The sequence below is a fragment of the Pseudoalteromonas sp. Cn5-37 genome, from assembly GCF_021532495.1.
Classification (GTDB): domain Bacteria; phylum Pseudomonadota; class Gammaproteobacteria; order Enterobacterales; family Alteromonadaceae; genus Pseudoalteromonas; species Pseudoalteromonas simplex.
The window spans coordinates 113,764-135,204 of the sequence record NZ_JAKGBA010000007.1 but is presented as its reverse complement, the minus strand read 5'-3'; the positions used below and the strand labels follow the sequence as shown (position 1 = coordinate 135,204).

The 21,441-nt window shown below is 43.0% G+C and carries 21 protein-coding genes; all 21 read left to right on the top strand.

The features are described from left to right. Window positions 1–8 precede the first annotated feature (8 nt). A complete protein-coding gene (gene fliI / locus L1266_RS11350; RefSeq protein WP_235377554.1) occupies window positions 9–1,343 on the top strand; it encodes a flagellar protein export ATPase FliI in 1,335 nt (444 codons plus the stop codon). Continuing rightward, the gene (fliJ, locus tag L1266_RS11345; protein ID WP_054553271.1) at window positions 1,343–1,798 is read left to right on the top strand and encodes a flagellar export protein FliJ; all 456 of its coding nucleotides are present in this window, start codon (window positions 1,343–1,345) and stop codon (window positions 1,796–1,798) included. The genes fliI and fliJ overlap by 1 nt, the downstream gene beginning before the upstream one ends. Window positions 1,799–1,910: 112 nt before the next feature. Then, on the top strand, window positions 1,911–4,229 hold the full coding sequence (locus L1266_RS11340; RefSeq protein WP_235377553.1) for a flagellar hook-length control protein FliK: 2,319 nt from the start codon (window positions 1,911–1,913) through the stop codon (window positions 4,227–4,229). A 72-nt stretch (window positions 4,230–4,301) separates the two neighbouring features. Next, a complete protein-coding gene (fliL, locus tag L1266_RS11335; protein ID WP_235377552.1) occupies window positions 4,302–4,823 on the top strand; it encodes a flagellar basal body-associated protein FliL in 522 nt (173 codons plus the stop codon). A 9-nt stretch (window positions 4,824–4,832) separates the two neighbouring features. Then, a complete protein-coding gene (fliM, locus tag L1266_RS11330) occupies window positions 4,833–5,924 on the top strand; it encodes a flagellar motor switch protein FliM (RefSeq protein WP_054553268.1) in 1,092 nt (363 codons plus the stop codon). Window positions 5,925–5,946: 22 nt separating this feature from the next. Further along, a complete protein-coding gene (gene fliN / locus L1266_RS11325; RefSeq protein WP_054553267.1) occupies window positions 5,947–6,348 on the top strand; it encodes a flagellar motor switch protein FliN in 402 nt (133 codons plus the stop codon). Then, the gene (fliO, locus tag L1266_RS11320) at window positions 6,345–6,728 is read left to right on the top strand and encodes a flagellar biosynthetic protein FliO (RefSeq protein WP_054553266.1); all 384 of its coding nucleotides are present in this window, start codon (window positions 6,345–6,347) and stop codon (window positions 6,726–6,728) included. Before fliN ends, fliO begins: the two co-directional genes overlap by 4 nt. A gap of 4 nt (window positions 6,729–6,732) precedes the next feature. Further along, complete coding sequence (fliP, locus tag L1266_RS11315; protein WP_054553265.1) at window positions 6,733–7,473, top strand: flagellar type III secretion system pore protein FliP; 741 nt, start codon at window positions 6,733–6,735, stop codon at window positions 7,471–7,473. A 40-nt stretch (window positions 7,474–7,513) separates the two neighbouring features. After that, entirely contained in the window at window positions 7,514–7,783 is a 270-nt protein-coding gene (gene fliQ, locus L1266_RS11310; protein WP_054553264.1) for a flagellar biosynthesis protein FliQ, read from the top strand. After that, window positions 7,784–8,563 (top strand): flagellar biosynthetic protein FliR, encoded by a 780-nt coding sequence (gene fliR / locus L1266_RS11305; RefSeq protein ID WP_054553263.1) that lies wholly within the window; start codon window positions 7,784–7,786, stop codon window positions 8,561–8,563. Window positions 8,564–8,572: 9 nt separating this feature from the next. Beyond that, entirely contained in the window at window positions 8,573–9,703 is a 1,131-nt protein-coding gene (gene flhB, locus L1266_RS11300; RefSeq protein ID WP_235377551.1) for a flagellar biosynthesis protein FlhB, read from the top strand. Window positions 9,704–9,774: 71 nt separating this feature from the next. After that, window positions 9,775–11,886 carry a flagellar biosynthesis protein FlhA gene (gene flhA, locus L1266_RS11295; protein WP_138599036.1) on the top strand — a complete coding sequence of 704 codons (2,112 nt, stop codon included), beginning with the start codon at window positions 9,775–9,777 and terminating at the stop codon, window positions 11,884–11,886. A 20-nt stretch (window positions 11,887–11,906) separates the two neighbouring features. Continuing rightward, window positions 11,907–13,388, top strand: a complete 1,482-nt coding sequence (gene flhF, locus L1266_RS11290; protein WP_235377550.1) for a flagellar biosynthesis protein FlhF — start codon at window positions 11,907–11,909, stop codon at window positions 13,386–13,388. Then, complete coding sequence (locus L1266_RS11285) at window positions 13,381–14,241, top strand: MinD/ParA family ATP-binding protein (RefSeq protein WP_235377549.1); 861 nt, start codon at window positions 13,381–13,383, stop codon at window positions 14,239–14,241. Before flhF ends, L1266_RS11285 begins: the two co-directional genes overlap by 8 nt. A gap of 26 nt (window positions 14,242–14,267) precedes the next feature. Then, entirely contained in the window at window positions 14,268–14,978 is a 711-nt protein-coding gene (locus L1266_RS11280; RefSeq protein WP_054562345.1) for an RNA polymerase sigma factor FliA, read from the top strand. Window positions 14,979–15,018: 40 nt separating this feature from the next. Continuing rightward, window positions 15,019–15,402, top strand: a complete 384-nt coding sequence (gene cheY / locus L1266_RS11275) for a chemotaxis response regulator CheY (RefSeq protein ID WP_016708035.1) — start codon at window positions 15,019–15,021, stop codon at window positions 15,400–15,402. Between the two features lie 17 nt (window positions 15,403–15,419). Beyond that, the gene (locus tag L1266_RS11270; protein ID WP_138599034.1) at window positions 15,420–16,187 is read left to right on the top strand and encodes a protein phosphatase CheZ; all 768 of its coding nucleotides are present in this window, start codon (window positions 15,420–15,422) and stop codon (window positions 16,185–16,187) included. Between the two features lie 15 nt (window positions 16,188–16,202). Continuing rightward, complete coding sequence (locus L1266_RS11265) at window positions 16,203–18,494, top strand: chemotaxis protein CheA (protein WP_235377548.1); 2,292 nt, start codon at window positions 16,203–16,205, stop codon at window positions 18,492–18,494. 62 nt (window positions 18,495–18,556) lie between these two features. Beyond that, window positions 18,557–19,717 carry a protein-glutamate methylesterase/protein-glutamine glutaminase gene (locus tag L1266_RS11260; protein ID WP_235377547.1) on the top strand — a complete coding sequence of 387 codons (1,161 nt, stop codon included), beginning with the start codon at window positions 18,557–18,559 and terminating at the stop codon, window positions 19,715–19,717. After that, window positions 19,710–20,474, top strand: coding sequence for a flagellar motor protein (locus tag L1266_RS11255; RefSeq protein ID WP_054553255.1), 765 nt, complete (start codon window positions 19,710–19,712; stop codon window positions 20,472–20,474). The genes L1266_RS11260 and L1266_RS11255 overlap by 8 nt, the downstream gene beginning before the upstream one ends. Window positions 20,475–20,480: 6 nt before the next feature. After that, window positions 20,481–21,440 (top strand): flagellar motor protein MotB, encoded by a 960-nt coding sequence (locus L1266_RS11250; protein WP_235377546.1) that lies wholly within the window; start codon window positions 20,481–20,483, stop codon window positions 21,438–21,440. Window position 21,441 lies beyond the last annotated feature (1 nt).

The window sequence follows — 21,441 nt, the reverse complement described above, 5'->3', positions numbered from 1 at the left end:
GGCTCATTATGAGTGCTCAATCAATGACTCTTAGCGAACGCTTACATCGCTATGAAAAACATATCAAGGCTCCAAAACCGGCTGTTGCCGGTATTCTGACGCGTGTTGTTGGTTTAACGCTAGAAGCAAAAGGGCTTAGAGCACCTGTTGGTAGTCAATGTAAAATTGAAACCATTAACGGCTTTGTTGATGCTGAAGTTGTTGGCTTTAATGACCAAACACTGTACTTAATGCCAAATGATCACATCTCTGGCGTACTACCAGGTGCGCGAGTTATCCCAAAAGTAAACGAAACAGGATTGCCTGTAGGCATGAGCTTGCTTGGCCGCGTAGTAGATGGCCTTGGTCGGCCACTTGATGGCTTAGGTGCTATTAATGCTGAGCATCACTTAAAGTTTGCGCAAAACGCAATTAACCCGCTGGCAAGACGACCAATCAGTCAACCTATGGATGTAGGTGTACGAGCCATCAACTCCGTTATTACCGTGGGTCAAGGCCAGCGTATGGGACTGTTTGCAGGCTCTGGTGTTGGTAAATCAGTGCTACTAGGTATGATGACTCGTGGTTCTGAAGCAGATGTAATCGTGGTTGGCCTTGTGGGTGAACGTGGTCGTGAGGTAAAAGAATTCATTGAAGAAATTTTAGGAGTCGAAGGGCGTAAGCGCTCAGTGGTAGTTGCAGCCCCTGCGGATGCGTCACCATTAATGCGTTTAAAAGGCTGTGAAAGTGCAGTGACCATTGCAGAATACTTTCGCGATCAAGGACTTAACGTGTTGTTATTACTTGACTCGGTTACCCGTTATGCCATGGCACAACGTGAAATTGCCTTAGCGGTTGGTGAGCCTCCGGCTACGAAAGGTTATCCGCCTTCAGTATTTGCTAAATTACCTGCGCTGGTGGAGCGTGCCGGTAATGGTGGTGAAGGGCAAGGTGCCATTACTGCGTTTTTTACTGTACTTAGTGAGGGCGATGATATGCAAGACCCAATTGCTGACTCTGCCCGCGCTATTTTAGATGGCCACATTGTTTTATCTCGAGATTTAGCCGACAGTGGTCACTATCCGGCTATTGATATTGAAAAATCGATTTCTCGTGTAATGCCGCAGGTTGTATCTGAAGCGCATATGCAACAAGCGCGTGTGCTCAAGCAAGTGTATTCAATGTATCAACAAAACAAAGATATGATCACCTTAGGAGCGTACCAAAAAGGCACCGATCCTATGCTCGACCAAGCAATTAATATGATGCCGCGAGTCAATCAATTCCTTCAACAAGGTATGAAAGATGTGATCAGTTATGATGAAGGTCTGCAAGGTCTAGCGCAGTTATTAGGGCAAGGTTAATGGCTAAAAGTAAACTTGATTTATTGTTAAAGCTTGAGAGCGATAAAGAAGAGTCTTTACGCATGGATTATTTAAAAGCACAGCAGCACTTACAAAGTAATCAACAAAAACTGCAAGGGCTTAATAACTTTCGTTTAGAGTATTCTCAGCAGTTACATTTGAAAGGTCGCTCTGGTTTGTCTAGTGCTGGCTTCAGCCAATATCATGCTTTTATTGCAAAAATTGAAGAAGCGATACGCCAGCAAGCAAGTACAGTGAATACCGCAAAACAAGTTGTGACACAGCGAAAAGCACTGTGGTTAAAGCAACAAGTGAAAGCAAAAGCAGTAGCGAAGTTAATCGAAAAGCAAGCTGAAAAACAAGCGATGCAAGTGGCAAAAGCAGAACAAAAAATGCTGGATGAATTTGCTGCAAATCAGTTTTATCAGCGTCAACTTAAAAATGCACTTCTTTAAAATACTTCCTTTTTAGGCATGTTAATTGCATTTACCTAACCAGTAGCATTAATTTTGGCACTTGCGGCGGCAAATTGCCTCATTACTTTAGATGACTAGGTTTAGGTGAATTATGGCGATCAGTGATATCAATTTGCAGGTTAAAACTGAGCAAGGTACTGGTTTTTCAGGCAAAGACTCAGAGTCTAACAACAAAGCATCGGGCTTAAGTTTTTTAACTTCACTGACAGAAGCAAGTGAAGCGGCAAACGCGCAAGCAAAAAGTGATGCAGATGCTGACTCAATTGATGAACCTAAAGCTATCAGTACTTCTGAAGAACCTAAATCAGATGCAAAACCAGGCGATGAGAATACAGCGACTGATGCTAAAGCTGCAACTACTCCCACAACTACAGATCAGCAGCCTAAAATAAATCCAGATGTTCGTAATGAAGCTGTAACTAAAGAGCAAAGCGATGAGCTTGCACTTGTAGAAGGTGAAGATAACTCACTGCTTTCGCAAATTAATGCGGCTCAAGCTATGAGTACACGTGTTAATAAATTGATTGAAAATAATGACTTTAGCCCGGTAGTTGTTGATAAAAAACCAACCCCAATCGATACCATTACACCTGTAATACCTTCACCTATGACAGACGTTGCGCAAACCGATGATTCAAAAGTCGCAGCAGAAGATGACAACTCAATCGCAAGTTTATTACATAAGTCTAAAGTTGCGACAGCGGTAGATAGTCAACTAAAAGCGATTGGTGATTTACCGTCAAAAGATAGCGTGACCCCTATTGTTGATGGCCCATTAACAGACAAAGAAAAGCAGGGTGTTTCAGCTGTTAATACACCGGATACAAAACCTCAGGTAGCTAACTTTGCCAGTGCAATACAAGCAACTGACAGTAAAGAAACCACTGTTGATTTAGACGCTGTAAAAACAGCTGATGGAAATGAACTCAGCGCGAATGATAAAAGCAAAGCTGTTTTAAGCAAGATGCATAGCGATGCAAATAATAGCGTTCAAACTGATGCAAAAGCGGCTGAAGTGACGACAAAGCAAGCGCATGGCAACGTTGATAAGCCAGCAGTAAACCTAGCTACTGAGCAGGTAGCTCCGAAGAGCGTTGAAGCAAGCGCGGCAAAAGCATCAGATAAACCAGTAACTGATAAGTCAATCGTTAACCTGCTTGCCAAACTACAAAGTGGCGACGGGCAGGCTGTAAGTGAGTTCGCTAAAGGTTTGTCGCTCAGCACTGATCAACAAAAGCAACTTGAGCAACAAATCAATCAACTAAAAGTTGACAATAAGCTTGGCGCTGATGAGCTGGCAACAATCAAGTCGCTATTGACTGATGTGATGAGTAGTAAGCCTACAACACAAACTGCACAGAGCCCTGTATCACAATTTGCTGTAGAGCAAGACATTGCTGATGAAAGCCTGACAAAACAAGATGCTAAATTAGCTGATAATAAAGCGCTTGATACTAAACTGCCGACTAGCATCGAAAAGCAAATCACTGCACTGACGAAAGATGAGCAGCAAGCACTGTTAAATAAAGTGAATACTCAACTGCAAACGTTAACGCCGGGTACTGCTCAGTACGAAAAACTTTCTGCGGCACAAACTGTGCTCAAAGAGGCTATTAATGCTCCTGCAATAGTCAACACAGCGATGCCGATAACCGCCGCCACAGTCAATGCTGAAAATAATAATACAAAACAAAACAATACTGCGCAGGTTACAGCCGATGTTACAAAGGCTGCAACTAGTGAAGAAGTAACTTTAGAGCTTGATACAAAAATTAATACCGAACGTACACAAGAAGCTGTGCCTTCGCGTGTAGCTCAGTTATTTACTCAGTTAACGACTCAAGCCAATGCAGCAACACAACCGGGTGCCTATGAGGTGGCTCATCAGCAATATGAGCAAGCACTAGACGCACAAACAATGCAGACTCAAGCAACGACACAAACTCAGGCTCACTCTAAATCGGTGAGCATTGACCCTGGTGTAATGCAAGCGATCAATATTATAAAGAGTGACGCCGCAAAGATGCTTCAAGAGCGAGTTAGTGCGTTACTAAATATTAATAATAAAGAAGCTGAAATTCGCTTAGACCCACCAGAAATGGGCAGTATGCAAATTCGTATACGTAGCGATGCTGAACAAGCGCAAATTAATTTTGTTGTTCAAAATCAGCAGGCTAAAGAAGCTTTAGAGCAATCAATGCCACGTTTGCGCGAAATGCTTGCGCAGCAAGGTATTGAATTGGGTGAAAGTAGTATTCAGCAAGGTAACCCTGAGCAACAACAAGAGCAGTCTGGGCAAGGGCAGCTTGCAGGAAATCAACAAGCTGAGGAGCAACAGCCAGAAGTAACAGCGCAAAGCGCAGAAACTTCTCGACAACAATCTTCATCATCAATAGATTACTATGCATAAGTCCTGCTATTATAAGAAATAAAATAGTTACAGCGTGATAAACAGCTTGCTGTAACTTTGAGGGAAGTAACAATGGCCGAAGAAGCAAATTTAGAAATAGAAGATACGGGTAAAGGCAAAAAGAAGCTGATTATCATTATTGCAGCTGTAGTGTTGATTGTTGGCGCCGCCGCAGGTTACTTTTTACTTATGGGTGATGATGCCCCTGAAGAGAGCCTAGCAGATGAAACCACAGTGACTGAGGCTGCTGCACCATCGAGCTCCGCACAGATTGGTTCGGCTCTCTATGTCGCAATGCCACGCCCATTTGTATTTAATGTACCCGGTGCGAGTCGCGACCGTATTGTACAAATAAAAGTTCAGCTACTTGTTCGCGGTGAAGTGAACGAAGAAACTGCCAAAAAGCATATTCCACTTATCGAAAGTACCTTACTTGGCGTTCTTTCAACAACGACCGCAGATGAATTAGGTACCAGTGAAGGTAAAGAGTCAGTGCGTGTTGCTGCACTTGAAAAAGTACAATCAGCATTAAGTGATGTTGAAGGTAGCAAAGTGATAGAGCGGGTATTATTCACCGGCTTTGTGATGCAATAAGGGGTCAGCGTGAGCGATTTATTATCTCAAGACGAAATTGATGCGCTTTTACACGGCGTTGATGAAGTCGAAGAGGAAGATATTCACGAAGGTGATGACTTAGACAGTAATACCTTACAGTATGACTTCTCATCACAAGATCGTATTGTCCGTGGTCGTATGCCGACCTTGGAGATCGTGAATGAACGTTTTGCCCGTCATATGCGAATTAGCCTATTTAACATGATGCGGCGCACCGCTGAGGTGTCAATCAACGGCGTGCAAATGATTAAATTTGGCGAATATATCCATACCTTATTCGTGCCAACCAGTTTGAACATGGTACGTTTTCGTCCGTTGAAGGGCACTGGCTTAATTACCATGGAAGCCCGATTAGTATTCATTTTAGTGGATAACTTTTTTGGTGGTGATGGCCGCTATCATGCAAAAATTGAAGGCCGTGAATTTACGCCAACAGAACGACGTATTGTTCAAATGCTACTTAAAATTATCTTCGAAGATTATAAAGAAGCATGGGCGCCGGTAATGGATGTATCTTTTGAGTACCTTGACTCAGAAGTTAACCCAGCAATGGCGAACATCGTAAGTCCAACTGAAGTGGTTGTTATTAGCTCCTTCCATATTGAGCTAGATGGTGGTGGTGGTGATTTCCATATCGCATTACCGTATTCAATGCTTGAGCCTATTCGCGAATTGCTCGATGCCGGTGTGCAATCAGACACCGAAGACACCGACTTACGTTGGAGTAAAGCATTACGTGATGAGATCATGGATGTAGAAGTCGACCTATCGACTCAATTGCTTGAGGTTGATTTAACGCTACAACAGATTATGGAGCTTAAAGCTGGCGATATTATCCCAGTTGAAATGCCAGAGCATATCACCGTATTTGTAGAAGAACTGCCGACATTTAGAGCGAAAATGGGCCGCTCACGTGACAATGTGGCACTACAAATTAGCGAAAAAATTAAACGCCCTGAATCAGTTAAGTCAGAACTACATGTGTTCACAAAAGGTGGCAAAAAACTGGATTCAGATGCAGAATTAGCAGAACTAGAAGAAGATCTACATCTATCTGAAGGTGTAGATTTAGACTGGTAGTCGATTTATAAGGTTAAACATAATGAGTGATGATCAAGATACAATGGACGAATGGGCCGCGGCACTAGCCGAAGCTGAAGAGGCTGAGGGTGGCTCAGGCGATGCTGCTGTGGCAGAGCTTGATGAATTAAAAGATGAAAGACATGAGCTATCGGGCGACGAAAAGCGAAAACTTGATACCATCTTGGACATTCCGGTTACTATTTCTATGGAAGTGGGCCGTTCAAAAATCAACATTCGTAACTTATTACAGCTTAACCAAGGTTCGGTGGTAGAACTAGACCGAGTCGCTGGTGAGCCGCTTGATGTATTGGTTAACGGCACGCTGATTGCGCATGGTGAGGTGGTCGTTGTAAACGATAAGTTCGGTATTCGTTTAACTGACGTTATTAGCCAAGTTGAGCGTATTAAAAAGTTACGATGAATGCTTTAGTTGCTTTAACAAGTGCGTCGAGCACTGCATTTCCTACGGCATCACCGACGGCAGATTTACTGTCTATGGTGATGTCTTTGCTTTTAGTGCTGGTGGTTATCATTGCTTTGGCTTTTTTGGTTAAAAAACTAAATCCAAATCTTGCTAATAGTGATGAATTTAAAGTAGTGCGCAGTTTGCCTTTGGGCTCTCGTGAGCGCTTGATGGTCATTGAAATCGATAACGCTCAGCACTTAATTGGTGTGACCCCGCACAGTATTAACTATCTGCATAAACTAGAAACACCATTACAAGAAAAAGAACTGCCAGAACTTGCCAAGAAATTTGGAAAGTTACTGAACCCACAATCACCTTCAAATAAAAAGAATTAACGCTATGATCAAGTGGATACTTATTTTAGCAAGTGTGTTGTTTTTGCCGTCGGTTAACGCTGAAGGCATAGAAGCACTGACCATTACCACCAACCCTGATGGCTCTCAAGATTACTCAGTGACGCTACAAGTATTAGCGATCATGACGGCACTGAGTTTTATTCCAGCAGCGGTCATTATGATGACTTCATTTACACGGATTATTGTGGTTCTGGCGATATTACGCCAAGCAATAGGCTTACAACAAACACCATCGAATCAAATTTTGTTAGGCATGTCGCTGTTTTTAAGTATTTTTATTATGGCGCCAATTTATCAGCAAGTGAATGAGCGCGCTATTGAGCCGTACTTGAATGAGCAAGTTACTTCAGTGCAAGCATTAGAACTTGCCAAAGAGCCAATGAAAGCGTTTATGCTCTCGCAAGTTCGTATAAAAGATTTAGAGACCTTTGCGAAAATAGCTGGTTATGAGCAATTAGATTCGCCAGAAGACACGCCGCTGATTGTATTGATCCCAGCGTTTGTTACCAGCGAATTGCAAACGGCCTTTATCATTGGTTTTATGTTCTTTATCCCATTTTTGATAGTTGATTTAGTGGTGGCCTCCGTATTAATGGCCATGGGTATGATGATGCTTTCGCCGATGATTGTATCTTTGCCGTTTAAGATCATGCTGTTTGTGTTGGTGGATGGCTGGAGCCTTGTGATGGGCACGCTGGCGAAGAGCTTTGGGCTCGGGGTGTAACAATGCAATTCAAGGCACATAATTAGGTAGGAGAGACAAAATGGAACCCGAAATTTTTGTCGATATACTCAGTGACGCGCTATTTTTAGTTATAAAGTTAGTGTCTGCAATCGTAGTACCTGGCTTATTAGTCGGTCTAGTCGTAGCAGTTTTCCAAGCGGCAACATCAATCAATGAGCAAACCTTAAGCTTTTTACCTCGTTTGCTAATTACCATAAGCGCACTTATTATAGGTGGTCACTGGTTCACGCAAGAGCTTATGGACTATTTTACCCGTTTAGTGATGTCTATACCGGAGATTGCAGGCTAAATGGAATTTCCATTTGCGGTCATTATTCAATGGCTCAGCGACTTTTTGCTGCCATTAGTGCGTATTAGCTCAATGATAATGATTATGGCAGGCCTTGGTGCGAAGAATGTACCAAGCCGAATTAAGCTTGGTTTAGCTGTAGTTGTAACCTTTGTTGCTGTGCCTATGCTGCCCCCTGCGACTTTCAACAATCTTTTTTCGTTTGAGATGATTCTTGTGGTCATTCAGCAAATGCTTATTGGTGTGGCGATTGGGTTTGCATCTGTTTTATTGCTAAATACTTTTGTTCTTGCTGGGCAAATACTCGCGATGCAAACAGGTCTTGGTTTTGCGTCCGTAGTTGATCCATCGAATGGTCTGAGTGTACCCGCTGTGGGACAATTTTATCTAATCTTGGCGACCTTGCTTTTCTTTGTGTTCAATGGCCACTTAATGATGATTCAAATGGTCATTCATAGCTTTGAAGTGCTACCAATTGATGGCAATTGGTGGGCGGTTGATCATTACTGGGATATCGTTACTTGGGGTGGTTGGATGTTCACCACAGCCTTGGTGCTTGCTTTAGCTCCACTGACAGCCATGCTTGTTATTAACATGTCGTTTGGTGTAATGACCCGAGCGGCACCGCAGTTAAATATTTTCTCAATTGGCTTTCCGTTTACCTTAGTAGCTGGTCTTGTGATTATTTGGGCAACATTAGGCAACTTTATGACTCAATTTGAGTTTCAGTGGTTAAAAATGGTTGAGTTAATGTGCAGCCTTGTTGGTTGTACACCTTAGGAGCGCGCCATGGCTGAAGATTCTGGTCAAGAAAAAACCGAAGAACCCACGCAGAAAAAAATTGATGATGCCAAGAAGAAAGGTCAGGTTGCCCGCTCAAAAGAGCTAGGTACCATGTTTGTGCTTATTTTTTCTGCAGTATCACTCTTATTGTATGGCCCTGAAATTGGTAAAGGTCTTTATAATATAATGGTACGTTTATTAAGCCTTAACCGTAATGAAACCTACGACACCACTAAGATGTTTTCAGTGTGGGGAATTGTTGCGGATGCATTGTTATTCCCTATGGCAATGTTTGTGTTGATCATCGTCATAGCCGCTTTTGTTGGGAATACTTTACTGGGGGGTTATAACTTTAGTTGGCAAGCGGCAGCCCCAAAAGCAAGTAAGATGTCACCAGCTAAAGGTATTAAGCGTATGCTTGGCCCTCAAGCAGGAGTAGAGCTAGTTAAGTCTATTTTAAAATTTGTAGTGGTTGCAGGCTTTGCTGTGTTCTTAATTAATACTTTCTTTGATGAAATACTGCACCTAAGCATTGAAAGCGCGCCCGGAAATTTTATCCATGCACTCGAAATACTATCTTGGATGTTCTTGGGGTTAACTTGTACGTTAATCATTATTGCAGCAATAGATTCTCCTTATCAAAGTCACAAACACCATAAACAGTTAAAAATGACCTTACAAGAGGTAAAAGACGAATTTAAAAACTCTGAGGGTGATCCGCAAATAAAAGCGCGTATTCGCCGTACTCAGCGTGAAATGTCGCAAAGGCGTATGATGCAAGACGTGCCTGATGCAGATGTGATCGTAACTAACCCGACCCATTATTCTGTAGCACTAAAATACGATACAGCTAAAGCGGGTGCGCCTATTGTTCTTGCCAAAGGCGTGGACGAGCTTGCTATGCAAATTCGTAAAGTGGGCAAGGGGAATGACGTGCCAATTGTTGAATCACCCATGCTTACTCGTGCGCTGTATCACACCACCGATGTTGGTCATCAAATACCTGATCAGCTATTCACTGCCGTTGCACAAGTGTTAGCTTATGTCTTCCAGTTAAAACGCTTCCAAAAAGGGCGCGGTAAACGTCCTGTACCACTCAATAAAAAGCTCCCAATACCCGATGCCTACAAATACTAAACAGTAAATTTATAACTTGGAATAGTTATTGCAAATTCCGTGTAGTGTCAATTTTTTGAAATTGTTGGATTATGGAATTTAAAGCGGTATTACAACAGCTTAACAGAGATAAAAAAGAATATGCGAAGGGTATCGGCACGCCGTTAATGGTACTTGCTGCGCTGGGTATGGTGATTTTACCCCTGCCGCCATTTCTTTTAGATATTCTATTTTCGTTTAATATCGCGTTAGCACTGGTGGTGTTACTGGTTACAGTTTACACCATGAAACCCCTTGAATTTGGTATGTTCCCTGCGGTTCTACTGATTGCAACCATCATGCGCTTAGCGCTGAATGTCGCCAGTACCCGTGTAGTATTACTCGAAGGTCATAACGGCGGTGATGCAGCCGGTAAAGTTATCGAGGCCTTTGGTTCGGTGGTTATCGGCGGTAACTATGCAGTTGGTTTAGTGGTCTTCCTGATTTTAATCATTATTAACTTTGTGGTTATCACCAAAGGTGCAGGTCGTATTTCTGAAGTATCAGCTCGCTTTACTCTTGATGCAATGCCGGGTAAACAAATGGCGATTGATGCTGATTTAAACGCTGGTTTTATCAGTGCAGAGCAAGCCCGTGAACGCCGTGAAGAGGTTACCCGCGAAGCCGATTTCTATGGTTCAATGGATGGTGCGAGTAAGTTCGTAAAAGGCGATGCAATAGCGGGTATCGTTATTCTAGTGATTAACATCGTTGGTGGTTTATTTGTTGGTATGATCCAACATGATTTATCGTTTAGCCGTGCGATGGAAGTGTACACCTTGCTAACCATTGGTGATGGTCTAGTTGCACAACTGCCTTCATTGTTACTGTCAATCGGTACTGCAATCGTTGTTACCCGTCAAAATGAATCGCACAACATGGGCGACCAAGTTAAGACTCAGCTAGGTAACGAAAAGTCTTTGTATATCGCATCAGGTATTTTGATCATCATGGGTCTAGTGCCAGGTATGCCGCATATTGCATTTTTAAGCCTAGGTGGATTACTGGGTTACCTTGCTTACTTCACGCAACAACAAAAAGCCAAAGCAGAAGCCGAAAAAGCAGAGCAAGAAGCAAATGGTGGTGCGCCAGGAACAGGTGTTGCTAATAAACAAGAGCAAAAAGAACTGGGTTGGGATGATGTTCAACAGGTTGACGTTATTGGTTTAGAAGTGGGTTATCGCTTAATTCCACTTGTTGACCAATCTCAAGGTGGTGAACTATTAAATCGTATCAAAGGTGTGCGTAAGAAATTGTCTCAGGAACTTGGTTTCTTGGTACCTCCTGTGCATATTCGCGATAACTTAGAACTGGACCCTAACGCTTACAGAATCACTATGATGGGTGTTTCAAGCGGTGAGGGTGAGCTTAAGCATGGTGATGAGTTAGCGATTAATCCAGGCCAAGTATTTGGTCCAATCAAAGGGGTTGCCACAAAAGACCCTGCATTCGGATTAGATGCGGTTTGGATCAAACCAGATCAAAAAGATGAAGCACAATCACTTGGCTACACAGTCGTTGATTCAGCAACTGTGGTTGCAACTCATATTAGTCAGTTACTTACTAATAGCGCAGCTTTACTGCTTGGTCATGAAGAAGTGCAAAACTTATTAGATATGTTAGCGAAGAGTCATCCTCGTCTTGTTGAAGGGCTGGTTCCTGATGTATTACCACTCACTACTATCGTAAAAGTGCTACAAAACTTACTCAATGAAGGGGTGGCAATTCGCGATATGCGCTCGATTGTTCAAACTCTTGTTGAGTATGGCCCACGTAGCCAAGACCCAGATGTACTAACGGCTGCAGTGAGAATTTCACTACGCAGACTGATTGTTCAAGACGCTGTTGGTATGTCTTCTGAGATCCCTGTCATAACCTTGGCGCCTGAGTTGGAACAGATGTTGCATCAGTCACTTCAGAATGCAGGTGACGAAGGTGCCGGAATAGAGCCAGGCCTTGCAGAGCGACTTCAACAATCATTGAATGAAGCGCACCAAAACCAAGAAATGGCCGGCGAACCTTCGATACTGTTAACGTCAGGAATGTTACGGACTGTGCTATCTCGCTTCGTTAAGTACACCATCCCAGGTTTAAGGGTGATGTCTTACCAAGAGGTACCAGACGAAAGACAGATTAAGATTGTCAGCTCAGTAGGCCAACAATAGGATAGTAAAGGGGTTGAACCATGAAAATTAAACGTTTTTTTGCTAAAGATATGCGCACTGCACTGAAAGAAGTGAAAGATGAGTTAGGTGTTGATGCGGTTATTATGTCGAACAAAAAGCTTGCTAACGGCGTTGAAATCGTTGCAGCTGTTGATTACGACAAAGCAGCCCCGAAAGCCGAAGCTAAACCAGCAGTGGCACAATCAGCACCTGCTCCACAGCATAACTTTGTTAAACCTGAGCCAATGCGTGCTAAACCTGAGCCGCAAGCGAAAGTTGCTGATAGCCTACAAGCGTTACTTGAGCGTCAAGCCCCACGCCCTCGTTCGCCAGAGCTTGCGTCAATGTTTAGTCAATCTGGTATTGATACGAGTGAACACTATCAAGCAAAAGAGCCAAGCTTTGAGCAGCAACAGCCACAATACAAGCAAGCTCCTCGTTATCAACCGCAGGCAGAACCTCGTGTACAAACTCAAGCTCATAGCCTTGGTTTTGATGACGATTTAGATTCAGGTTTTGATGATTTAGATTCACCCGCTGAGCATAAAAACTCAGCACCTGCGAATCAATCAGAAATGACGACTATGCGGGAAGAAATGAATGCGATTCGTCAATTACTTGAACACCAAGTATCTGGCTTAATGCAACAAGATATGGCTCGCCGCGATCCGACTCGTGCATGTATGATTGACCGCTTAGCGGGTATGGGCATTGAACGTGATGTTGCTGAACAAATGGCCTGTTTCATTCCTGATGATGTATCACGTCAACAAGCGTGGCAAGCATTACTGCAAATGGTTGAAAACCAAATGCATACAACGAATAACGAAATCCTACGTCAAGGTGGTGTATTCGCATTAGTGGGCCCAACGGGTGTTGGTAAAACAACGACTGTTGCGAAATTAGCTGCACTGGGCGTACAAAAATATGGTGCTGATAAAGTGGCGTTGATCACCACTGATACATATAGAATTGGTGCCTACGAACAATTGGCTACTTATGGTCGTATTATTGGCTGTGGTGTTAAGCAGGTAAAAGATGCGAATGAATTAGCTGAAGTGCTATACCATTTACGTAATAAGCGTCTAGTATTAATAGATACAGCGGGTATGAGCCAACGTGATTTACGTTTAACTGAGCAATTAAACACCTTAATGCGTAATCAGCGTGTTGATATTCGTAGTTATTTAGTATTGAGTGCGACAGCACAGATAAATGTGTTGCAAGAAACCGTAAGACACTTTAAAAAGGTTCATCTAAGTGGCTGTATCTTCACTAAATTGGATGAATCTTTAAGTTTAGGTGAGATTATTAGTATAGCGATTCAAAATCGCCTGCCAATAGGGTATCTTACTAACGGTCAGCGTGTTCCTGAAGATATTCGCGTAGCGAATGCTGAAAAACTAGTGAAAAAAGCTGAACAATTGTATTTAAAACGAGCAAAAGCACAACATTCACGACGTCAAGCAGTAGCGTCGAACACAGTAGGGATGTATGATTAACATAGTATTAGATCAAGCAAGCGGCCTGCGCAAAATGAATCAAAATAATAATAGTGGCGTTAAAGTTATCGCTGTGACTGGCGGTAAAGGTGGAGTGGGTAAAACCAATGTTTCACTCAACACCGCAATCGCATTAGGGCAGCAAGGAAATCGTGTATTAGTACTAGATGCCGATTTAGGTTTGGCAAACTGTGACGTGATGCTTGGCCTTCGTGTTGAACGTAACTTATCTCATGTTTTGTCAGGCGAGTGTGAGCTTGACGAAATTCTCGTTGAAGGTCCTGCAGGTATAAAAATTGTACCAGCGACGTCTGGTTCGCAAAGCATGGTGGAATTAACACCATCTGAGCATGCAGGCCTTATCCGCGCTTTTAGTGAGTTAAACACCGAGTTTGATATTTTAATTGTCGATACCGCTGCAGGTATTTCTGACATGGTATTAAGCTTTTCTCGTGCAGCCCAAGATGTTGTTGTGGTTGTATGCGATGAACCTACCTCAATTACCGATGCTTATGCGCTTATAAAAGTGCTTAGCCGTGAGCATGGCGTATATAAATTTAAAATTGTTGCCAATATGGTGCGCAGTTTGCGTGAAGGGCAAGAATTATTTGCTAAACTTTCAAAAGTAACGGATCGCTTTTTAGACGTTTCAATGGAGTTGGTAGCTACCATTCCTTATGACGAGAACATGCGTAAATCTACGCGACGTCAAAAGGTGATTGTTGAATTATTTCCAAACTCACCAGCTGCGGTGGCGTTTAAAACATTAGCAACAAAAGCAGTTAAGTGGCCGATCCCTAATCAACCTTCTGGCCATTTAGAATTTTTCATTGAAAAACTAGTAAACGGCTAACTATGACAACATCGGTGAATAAAGCGATGGGATATCAATCAGCACAAAACTTAAATGCGATTGTTGAAAAACATGCCTCTTTAGTTAAAAAAGTGGCGTGCCATCTAATTGCTCGTTTACCTGCCAGTGTCCAACTCGATGATTTAATTCAATCAGGCATGATAGGCCTAATTGAAGCATCAAAAAACTTTGATGCTAGCAAAGGGGCTAGTTTCGAAACTTTCGCTGGAATTCGTATTCGTGGTGCGATGTTAGACGAAATTCGTAGAGGTGACTGGGCACCACGCTCAGTTCACCGAAATGCTCGCCTTGTGGCTGAAACCATTTCCGAATTAGAAAGCACGCTAAATCGTGAACCTAAAGATACAGAAGTCGCTGAAAAACTTGATATAACGCTCGATGAGTACCATCATATTCTACATGATGTAAATTCTAGTAAAGTATTAGGTATAGAGGACTTAGGCGTTGATGAAGACGTCATTACACCTGTAGGTCAGGATTTAGGACTAGACAAACCGTTTAATAACGTTAAAAATGAGCGGTTTAACCAGTCTCTATTAACGGCTATCCAATCGTTACCAGAAAGAGATGCACTTGTTTTGTCTTTGTACTACAACGACGAAATGAACTTAAAAGAAATAGGACACATACTCGATGTTAGTGAATCGCGTGTGAGTCAGATACATGGTCAGGCGATGATTAAGCTCAAAGCAAAAATCAATGACTGGATTAATTAGTAGTAAGTAAATATAGGTTCAAACCTCACCGGAGGATGTTTTGGATAAAAACATGAAAATTCTTGTTGTTGATGATTTTTCTACAATGAGACGTATCATTAAAAATCTATTAAGGGATTTAGGTTTTACCAATGTGCAGGAAGCTGACGATGGGTCAACAGCATTGCCAATGCTACAAAATCAAGAATTTGATTTTGTTGTAACAGATTGGAACATGCCAGGTATGCAAGGCATTGATTTGTTAAGAGCAATTCGTGCTGATGATAGCCTTAAGCATATTCCTGTATTAATGGTGACAGCTGAAGCGAAAAAAGAACAAATTGTTGCTGCTGCTCAAGCGGGTGTTAATGGCTATATCGTTAAACCATTCACTGCTGCGACACTTAAAACCAAATTGGAAAAAGTGTTTGAACGTTTAGGTTAATCTAAGGGGAGAGGCTTATGTCAGCACTAGCTGCGCCTCAAATAAGTTTAGAGCAAGCTCGTCAACTTGTTGAGTTTCTTGAAAATGGTGAACAAGAAAAAGCTGATCAGCTGATACTTGAAACAGCATCAAAAGAACAATCAGAGCTGTTTGCTGAAATCGGTAAACTGACGCGACAATTACATGAAGCGCTAAAAAACTTTGATCTAGATACTCGTCTTTCAGATTTAACTACCGATGCGATCCCAGACGCTAAGCAGCGCTTAAATTATGTTATGGAAATGACAGAAAGCGCCGCTAACAAAACCATGGATGCAGTTGAAGCTAGTTTACCTATAGCGCAACAACTTGCAGATGAAATAGCGACGATAAAACCAACGTGGGATCGTTTAATGAGCCGAGAAATAGAGCTCGGTGAGTTTAAAAAGCTATGTCATAGCTTAGATAATTTTATGAATAACTCGCATACTAAAACCGATGAGCTACAGGGCTTGATGACCAATGTGCTGATGGCACAGGACTATCAAGATTTGACGGGGCAAGTAATCCGTCGCGTCATTGAGTTAGTGCGAGAAGTAGAAGACAGTTTAATTAATCTCTTAACTGTGTTTGGCAGTCAAGAAGATGGTCATCAACAACAAGAAAAACAGGCCATAGAAAAAGCACCTGCAACAAGTGATACACTAGCAGGTCCTGAAGGGCCGATTATTGATAAAGACTCTCGTGATGATGTTGTCTCAGGACAAGATGAAGTCGATGATCTATTATCAAGTCTGGGCTTCTAAGAGGAGAGTAGCTGCATGAGCTTTGAAGTCGATGAAGATATTTTACAGGATTTCCTTGTTGAGGCAGGAGAAATCTTAGAGCTTTTGTCAGAGCAATTAGTTGAGCTTGAGAACAATCCCGAAGACAAAGATCTCTTAAACGCCATTTTTAGAGGCTTCCACACTGTCAAAGGCGGTGCAGGCTTTTTAAGCATGACTGAACTTGTTGATGCGTGTCACGGTGCAGAGAATGTTTTCGATTTATTACGCCAAGGTGTTCGCAGTGTCACTCCTGAGCTTATGGATGTTATTTTACAAGCTCTGGATACCATCAACGAAATGTTCGCAACGATTCAAAATCGTGAGCAACCAGAGCCTGCAGATCCTGCGCTTCTAGACGTTCTTCATAAATTAAGCCAACCACCTACAGCGGAAGAGCTTGCAGGTGAAGATGTATCAGTAGCAGACGATGTAGCAGTTGCACCTGAAGAACCTGCTGTTGAAGAGGCTGTTGTTGATGCACCTGAAGTAACAGCTAACACGGCAACAGACAATATTGATGAAGATGATCCATTTGCGTTTGATATGTTGTTTGATGGCGGCGGTCTTGCTGATAGTAAGGCTGAACCACAGAATATTGATGAAATTACTGAAGATGAGTTTGAAAGCCTCCTCGATGAATTACATGGTAAAGGTCAAGGGCCAGCAGCGGCTGCTCCTGAAGCTATTAGCAGTGATAGTGATGACATCACCGATGATGAATTCGACAGTTTATTAGACGAATTACATGGTGTTGGTAATTTTGGTGAAGTAAAACAAGAAAATATAGCCAAACCTGAAACAGTAAAATCTGCACAACCAACTCCTCAAGCGCCAGCAGTAGATACTACAAGCAGTGACTCAGACGATGAAATTAGCGATGACGAGTTTGAGGCGTTGCTTGATGAATTACATGGTAAAGGTACAGCTCCACAGTCTTTAGAAACGGCTGCGCCAGAAAAAGCGCCTGAACCACCTAAAGCTGAACCTGCAAAACCGGCACAGCCAGCAGCATCAAAACCGGCACCTACTCCTAAGCCTGCCGCAGCTGCACCTAAACCGGCTCCAGCTCCTGCAAAAGCACCAGCAGCTTCTGCTGCACCGAAAAAAGCGCCACCACCACAAGCTGAAACAACGGTTCGTGTTGATACCAAGCGCTTGGACGAAATCATGAACATGGTGGGTGAGCTGGTATTAGTACGCAACCGTTTGGTTAGCCTTGCAAATAACAGTAACAGCGAATCAATGGGTAAAGCCATCTCTAATTTAGATGTGGTAACTGCAGACCTGCAAGGTGCGGTGATGAAAACCCGCATGCAGCCAATTAAGAAAGTATTTGGCCGCTTCCCACGCGTTGTGCGTGACTTAGCTCGCAGCTTGAAAAAAGACATTAACCTGCAGCTGGTTGGTGAAGAAACCGATTTAGATAAAAACTTAGTAGAAGCGCTTGCCGATCCGCTCGTGCATTTAGTTCGTAACTCGGTTGACCATGGTATTGAAATGCCAGATGTGCGTGAAGCCGCGGGTAAACCACGTACCGGTACAGTCACTCTTTCTGCTTCGCAAGAAGGCGATCATATCTTATTGACCATTCGTGATGATGGTGCAGGTATGGATGCTGAGAAGTTGAAAAAAATTGCTATCAGCAAAGGTGTGATTGATCACGACCAAGCAAGCCGCTTGTCGGATACCGAAGCTTACAACTTAATTTTTGCGCCTGGTTTCTCAACCAAAGAAGAGATATCTGATATTTCAGGCCGCGGCGTCGGCATGGATGTAGTAAAAACAAAAATCACCCAGTTAAATGGCTCTGTCAATATTCAGTCAGAGCTGGGTGTAGGTACTGTATTAGAAATCAAGGTGCCATTAACACTGGCTATTTTACCGACTCTTATGGTTATTGTTGGCGAGCAAACATTTGCTTTACCACTTGCTGGTGTGAGTGAAATTTTCCATCTTGATTTAACTAAAACTAATGTCGTTGATGGTCAACTGACAATAATTGTGCGTGAAAAAGCGATCCCGCTTTTCTATTTACAACATTGGTTAGTAAAAGGTGCCAACCGCCAAGAGCGTAAAGCTGAAGGTCACGTAGTTATTGTGCAAATCGGTACTAAACAAGTGGGCTTTGTGGTTGACTCGTTAATTGGCCAGGAAGAAGTTGTTATCAAACCTTTAGATGCCTTATTGCAAGGTACGCCAGGCATGGCTGGTGCGACAATTACTTCTGATGGTGGGATTGCATTGATCCTCGACGTACCTAGCATGCTTAAACACTACGTTGGCTAATAATAAATAATAAAGTGCAGCGTTTAACTGCACTTTAAGTGATATAAAACAAGAGAGTGCCAATGGCAGTCAAAGTATTAGTTGTTGATGATTCAAGCTTTTTTCGCCGCAGAGTCAGCGAAATTTTAGAGCAAGACAGCAATATTCAAGTAATTGGTTTTGCCGTAAACGGTCGTGAAGCGGTCGATAAAGCCCGTGAATTAAAACCTGATGTAATTACTATGGATGTTGAAATGCCGGTTCTTGATGGCATTAGTGCCGTGAAAGAAATAATGGCAGCAACACCGACTCCTATTTTAATGTTCTCATCACTCACCCGTGATGGCGCAACAGCAACCCTAGATGCATTGGATGCTGGGGCCCTTGATTTTTTACCGAAAAAGTTCGAAGACATTGCACGCAATAATGAAGATGCAATCGCGCTTTTACAAAATAAAGTAAAAGAAATTGGTCGCCGTCGCATTTCTCGTTTTTCGCGACCAGCACCTATTTCGAGATCAACTCCGACTCCTACACTAAGAAGTAGTGGCGCTACAAGCAGTAGCGGTATTGTCCAGCCTGATCGCAGTTTTAGTCGTCCTGCTGCTGCAAGTTCGCCGGCTGCATCGTCATCGAATACGAGTAATATTCGCGCTTCGGGCAAGAAATATCAATTGGTTGCTATCGGTACATCAACCGGTGGACCTGTGGCGCTTCAAACAATTTTGACTCAGCTGCCAGCTAATTTCCCACATCCTATTTTGCTTATTCAGCATATGCCAGCTGCGTTTACGCCAGCTTTTGCTGCAAGGCTAAATGGCTTATGCAAAATCAATGTTAAAGAAGCGCAAAATGGTGACCGTTTAGTGCCTGGCACCGCTTACTTAGCGCCAGGTGGTCAACAAATGCTAATAGAGGGGCGTGGTGGTTCTCGCACTCTGCGAGTATTTGAAGACGATAGTCCGCGTATTACTTACAAGCCGAGTGTTGATGTGACTTTTGCAAGTGCTGCAAAAACCTTCGGCGGTGATGTGCTAGCTGTAGTATTAACGGGCATGGGCGCAGATGGCCGTGATGGTGCGCGTATGCTTAAGCAAGTCGGTGCGACTGTTTGGGCGCAAGATGAAAAAACCAGTGTGGTGTATGGTATGCCACAAGCTGTTGCTAATGCCGGCTTGGCGAGTGAAAGCTTAGCGCTCGCAGATGTTGCGAATCGTTTAACGCGTGAGACTGGTTGTGGATAAACTGTCTTTCCTTGGCTTAATTGTCGCAGTAAGTGCCATCGCCTTTGGTTATGCATTAGAGGGCGGGGTTGTTTCTGCACTGTTTAATGGTCCTGCGCTTATCATCGTGCTTGGTGGTACGCTTGGGGCTGTCATGCTTCAGACCCCAGCAAGTGTTTTTACTAAAACACTTAAGATCAGTCATTGGGTGTTTTTTCCGCCGTATCACGATATTGATGCAGCCATCGAGCAAGTAAAGCGTTGGTCACATAAAGCACGTCAAGAAGGTTACTTAGCCCTTGAGTCGGAAGCGCTGTCGCACTCAGACCCGTATGCGGCAAAGGGCTTGAGTCTACTTGTTGATGGGATTGATGAGCAAAAGCTTAGAGATACGCTTGAAATTGATTTAATGCTTGAACGCGAACGCTTACTCGAGGTAAGCCGAGTTTATGAAGCTATGGGCGGTTATAGCCCTACAATCGGTATTTTAGGTGCAGTACTCGGTTTGATTCAGGCTATGCAATTTATAACGGATCCTGAAAAACTGGGTGCCGGTGTTGCTACAGCGTTTATTGCCACGATTTATGGTGTTGGCCTAGCGAACTTATTATTCTTGCCAATGGCGAATAAACTTAAGCAGCAAGTGGAACAAAAAATGCTGTATCATGAACTACTTGCTGAAGGCATTATTGCTATTTCGCAAGGTGAAAGCCCACTAAATATTGAACTAAAACTTGAGGCGTACCGTGTAGAGCGCCCAAGCTTAGTTGACGAGTAATTTATTATGATGCGCCGTCGTCTGCGTCATAACACGTCAAAAAACCAACATACTGAACGCTGGCTTGTCTCTTATGCCGATTATATGACCATCATGTTTGCTTTTTTTGTGGTCATGTATGCGATCGCAATTAGTAAAAATGAAGATTTTCAAATTCTCTCAGATTCACTAGAGCAGGTGTTTGAAAAGTCTGCTCGTCAGCAACAACAGGTTGGCACTGGGGTTAACGGCACAGGCATACTAACTGACAGAGTCAGCCCTGAGAAGGACATTCTATACGGTGAGAGCATTCGTAAAGATGAGCAAGGCCCTGAATTACTCGATGGGCAAAGCGAAACCAGCAATATTGAGAAAAAACATCTCGGCAAGCCTCTCGACAGCTTACTTACTAAATTACAGTCTGCGCTCATTGATGAAATTCGTGATGGCGAAGCAAGTTTAGAGCTTCATCAAGATTGGCTCATCATTGAATTAAGCTCTGGTATGTTGTTTTCATCGGGCAGTGCTGTTGCACAGCAGCGTGCAAAACAAGTTGTTAGTTTAGTGAAAGATATTATTGCACCAGTTGATAATTACATTCGTGTGCGTGGTTATACCGATAACGAAGGTATTCGTAATGAGATGTTTCGCTCTAACTGGGAGCTATCTGTAGCGAGGGCGACATCTGTCCTAGTTGAGCTTGAGAGTTTAGGTATTAACCCTGCGCGTATGGCTATTGAAGGTTACGGGCAATATTCACCTTTCGCAAGTAATGACACTGAGCAAGGACGCGCAGAAAACCGCAAAGTGGTTGTTGCGTTGTCTAAATATGGTTTACCACCACAAGAGCCAGAAAACGCAGAACAAGAGTCACAAAACCAACCGCAACAGACGACAGAAATTGAGTTGCCAAGCGATGATAACAGCATTAAAGTGATTCAATTACCACATGGTGGCATTAGGATTACCACGCGCAATGAACAATAAT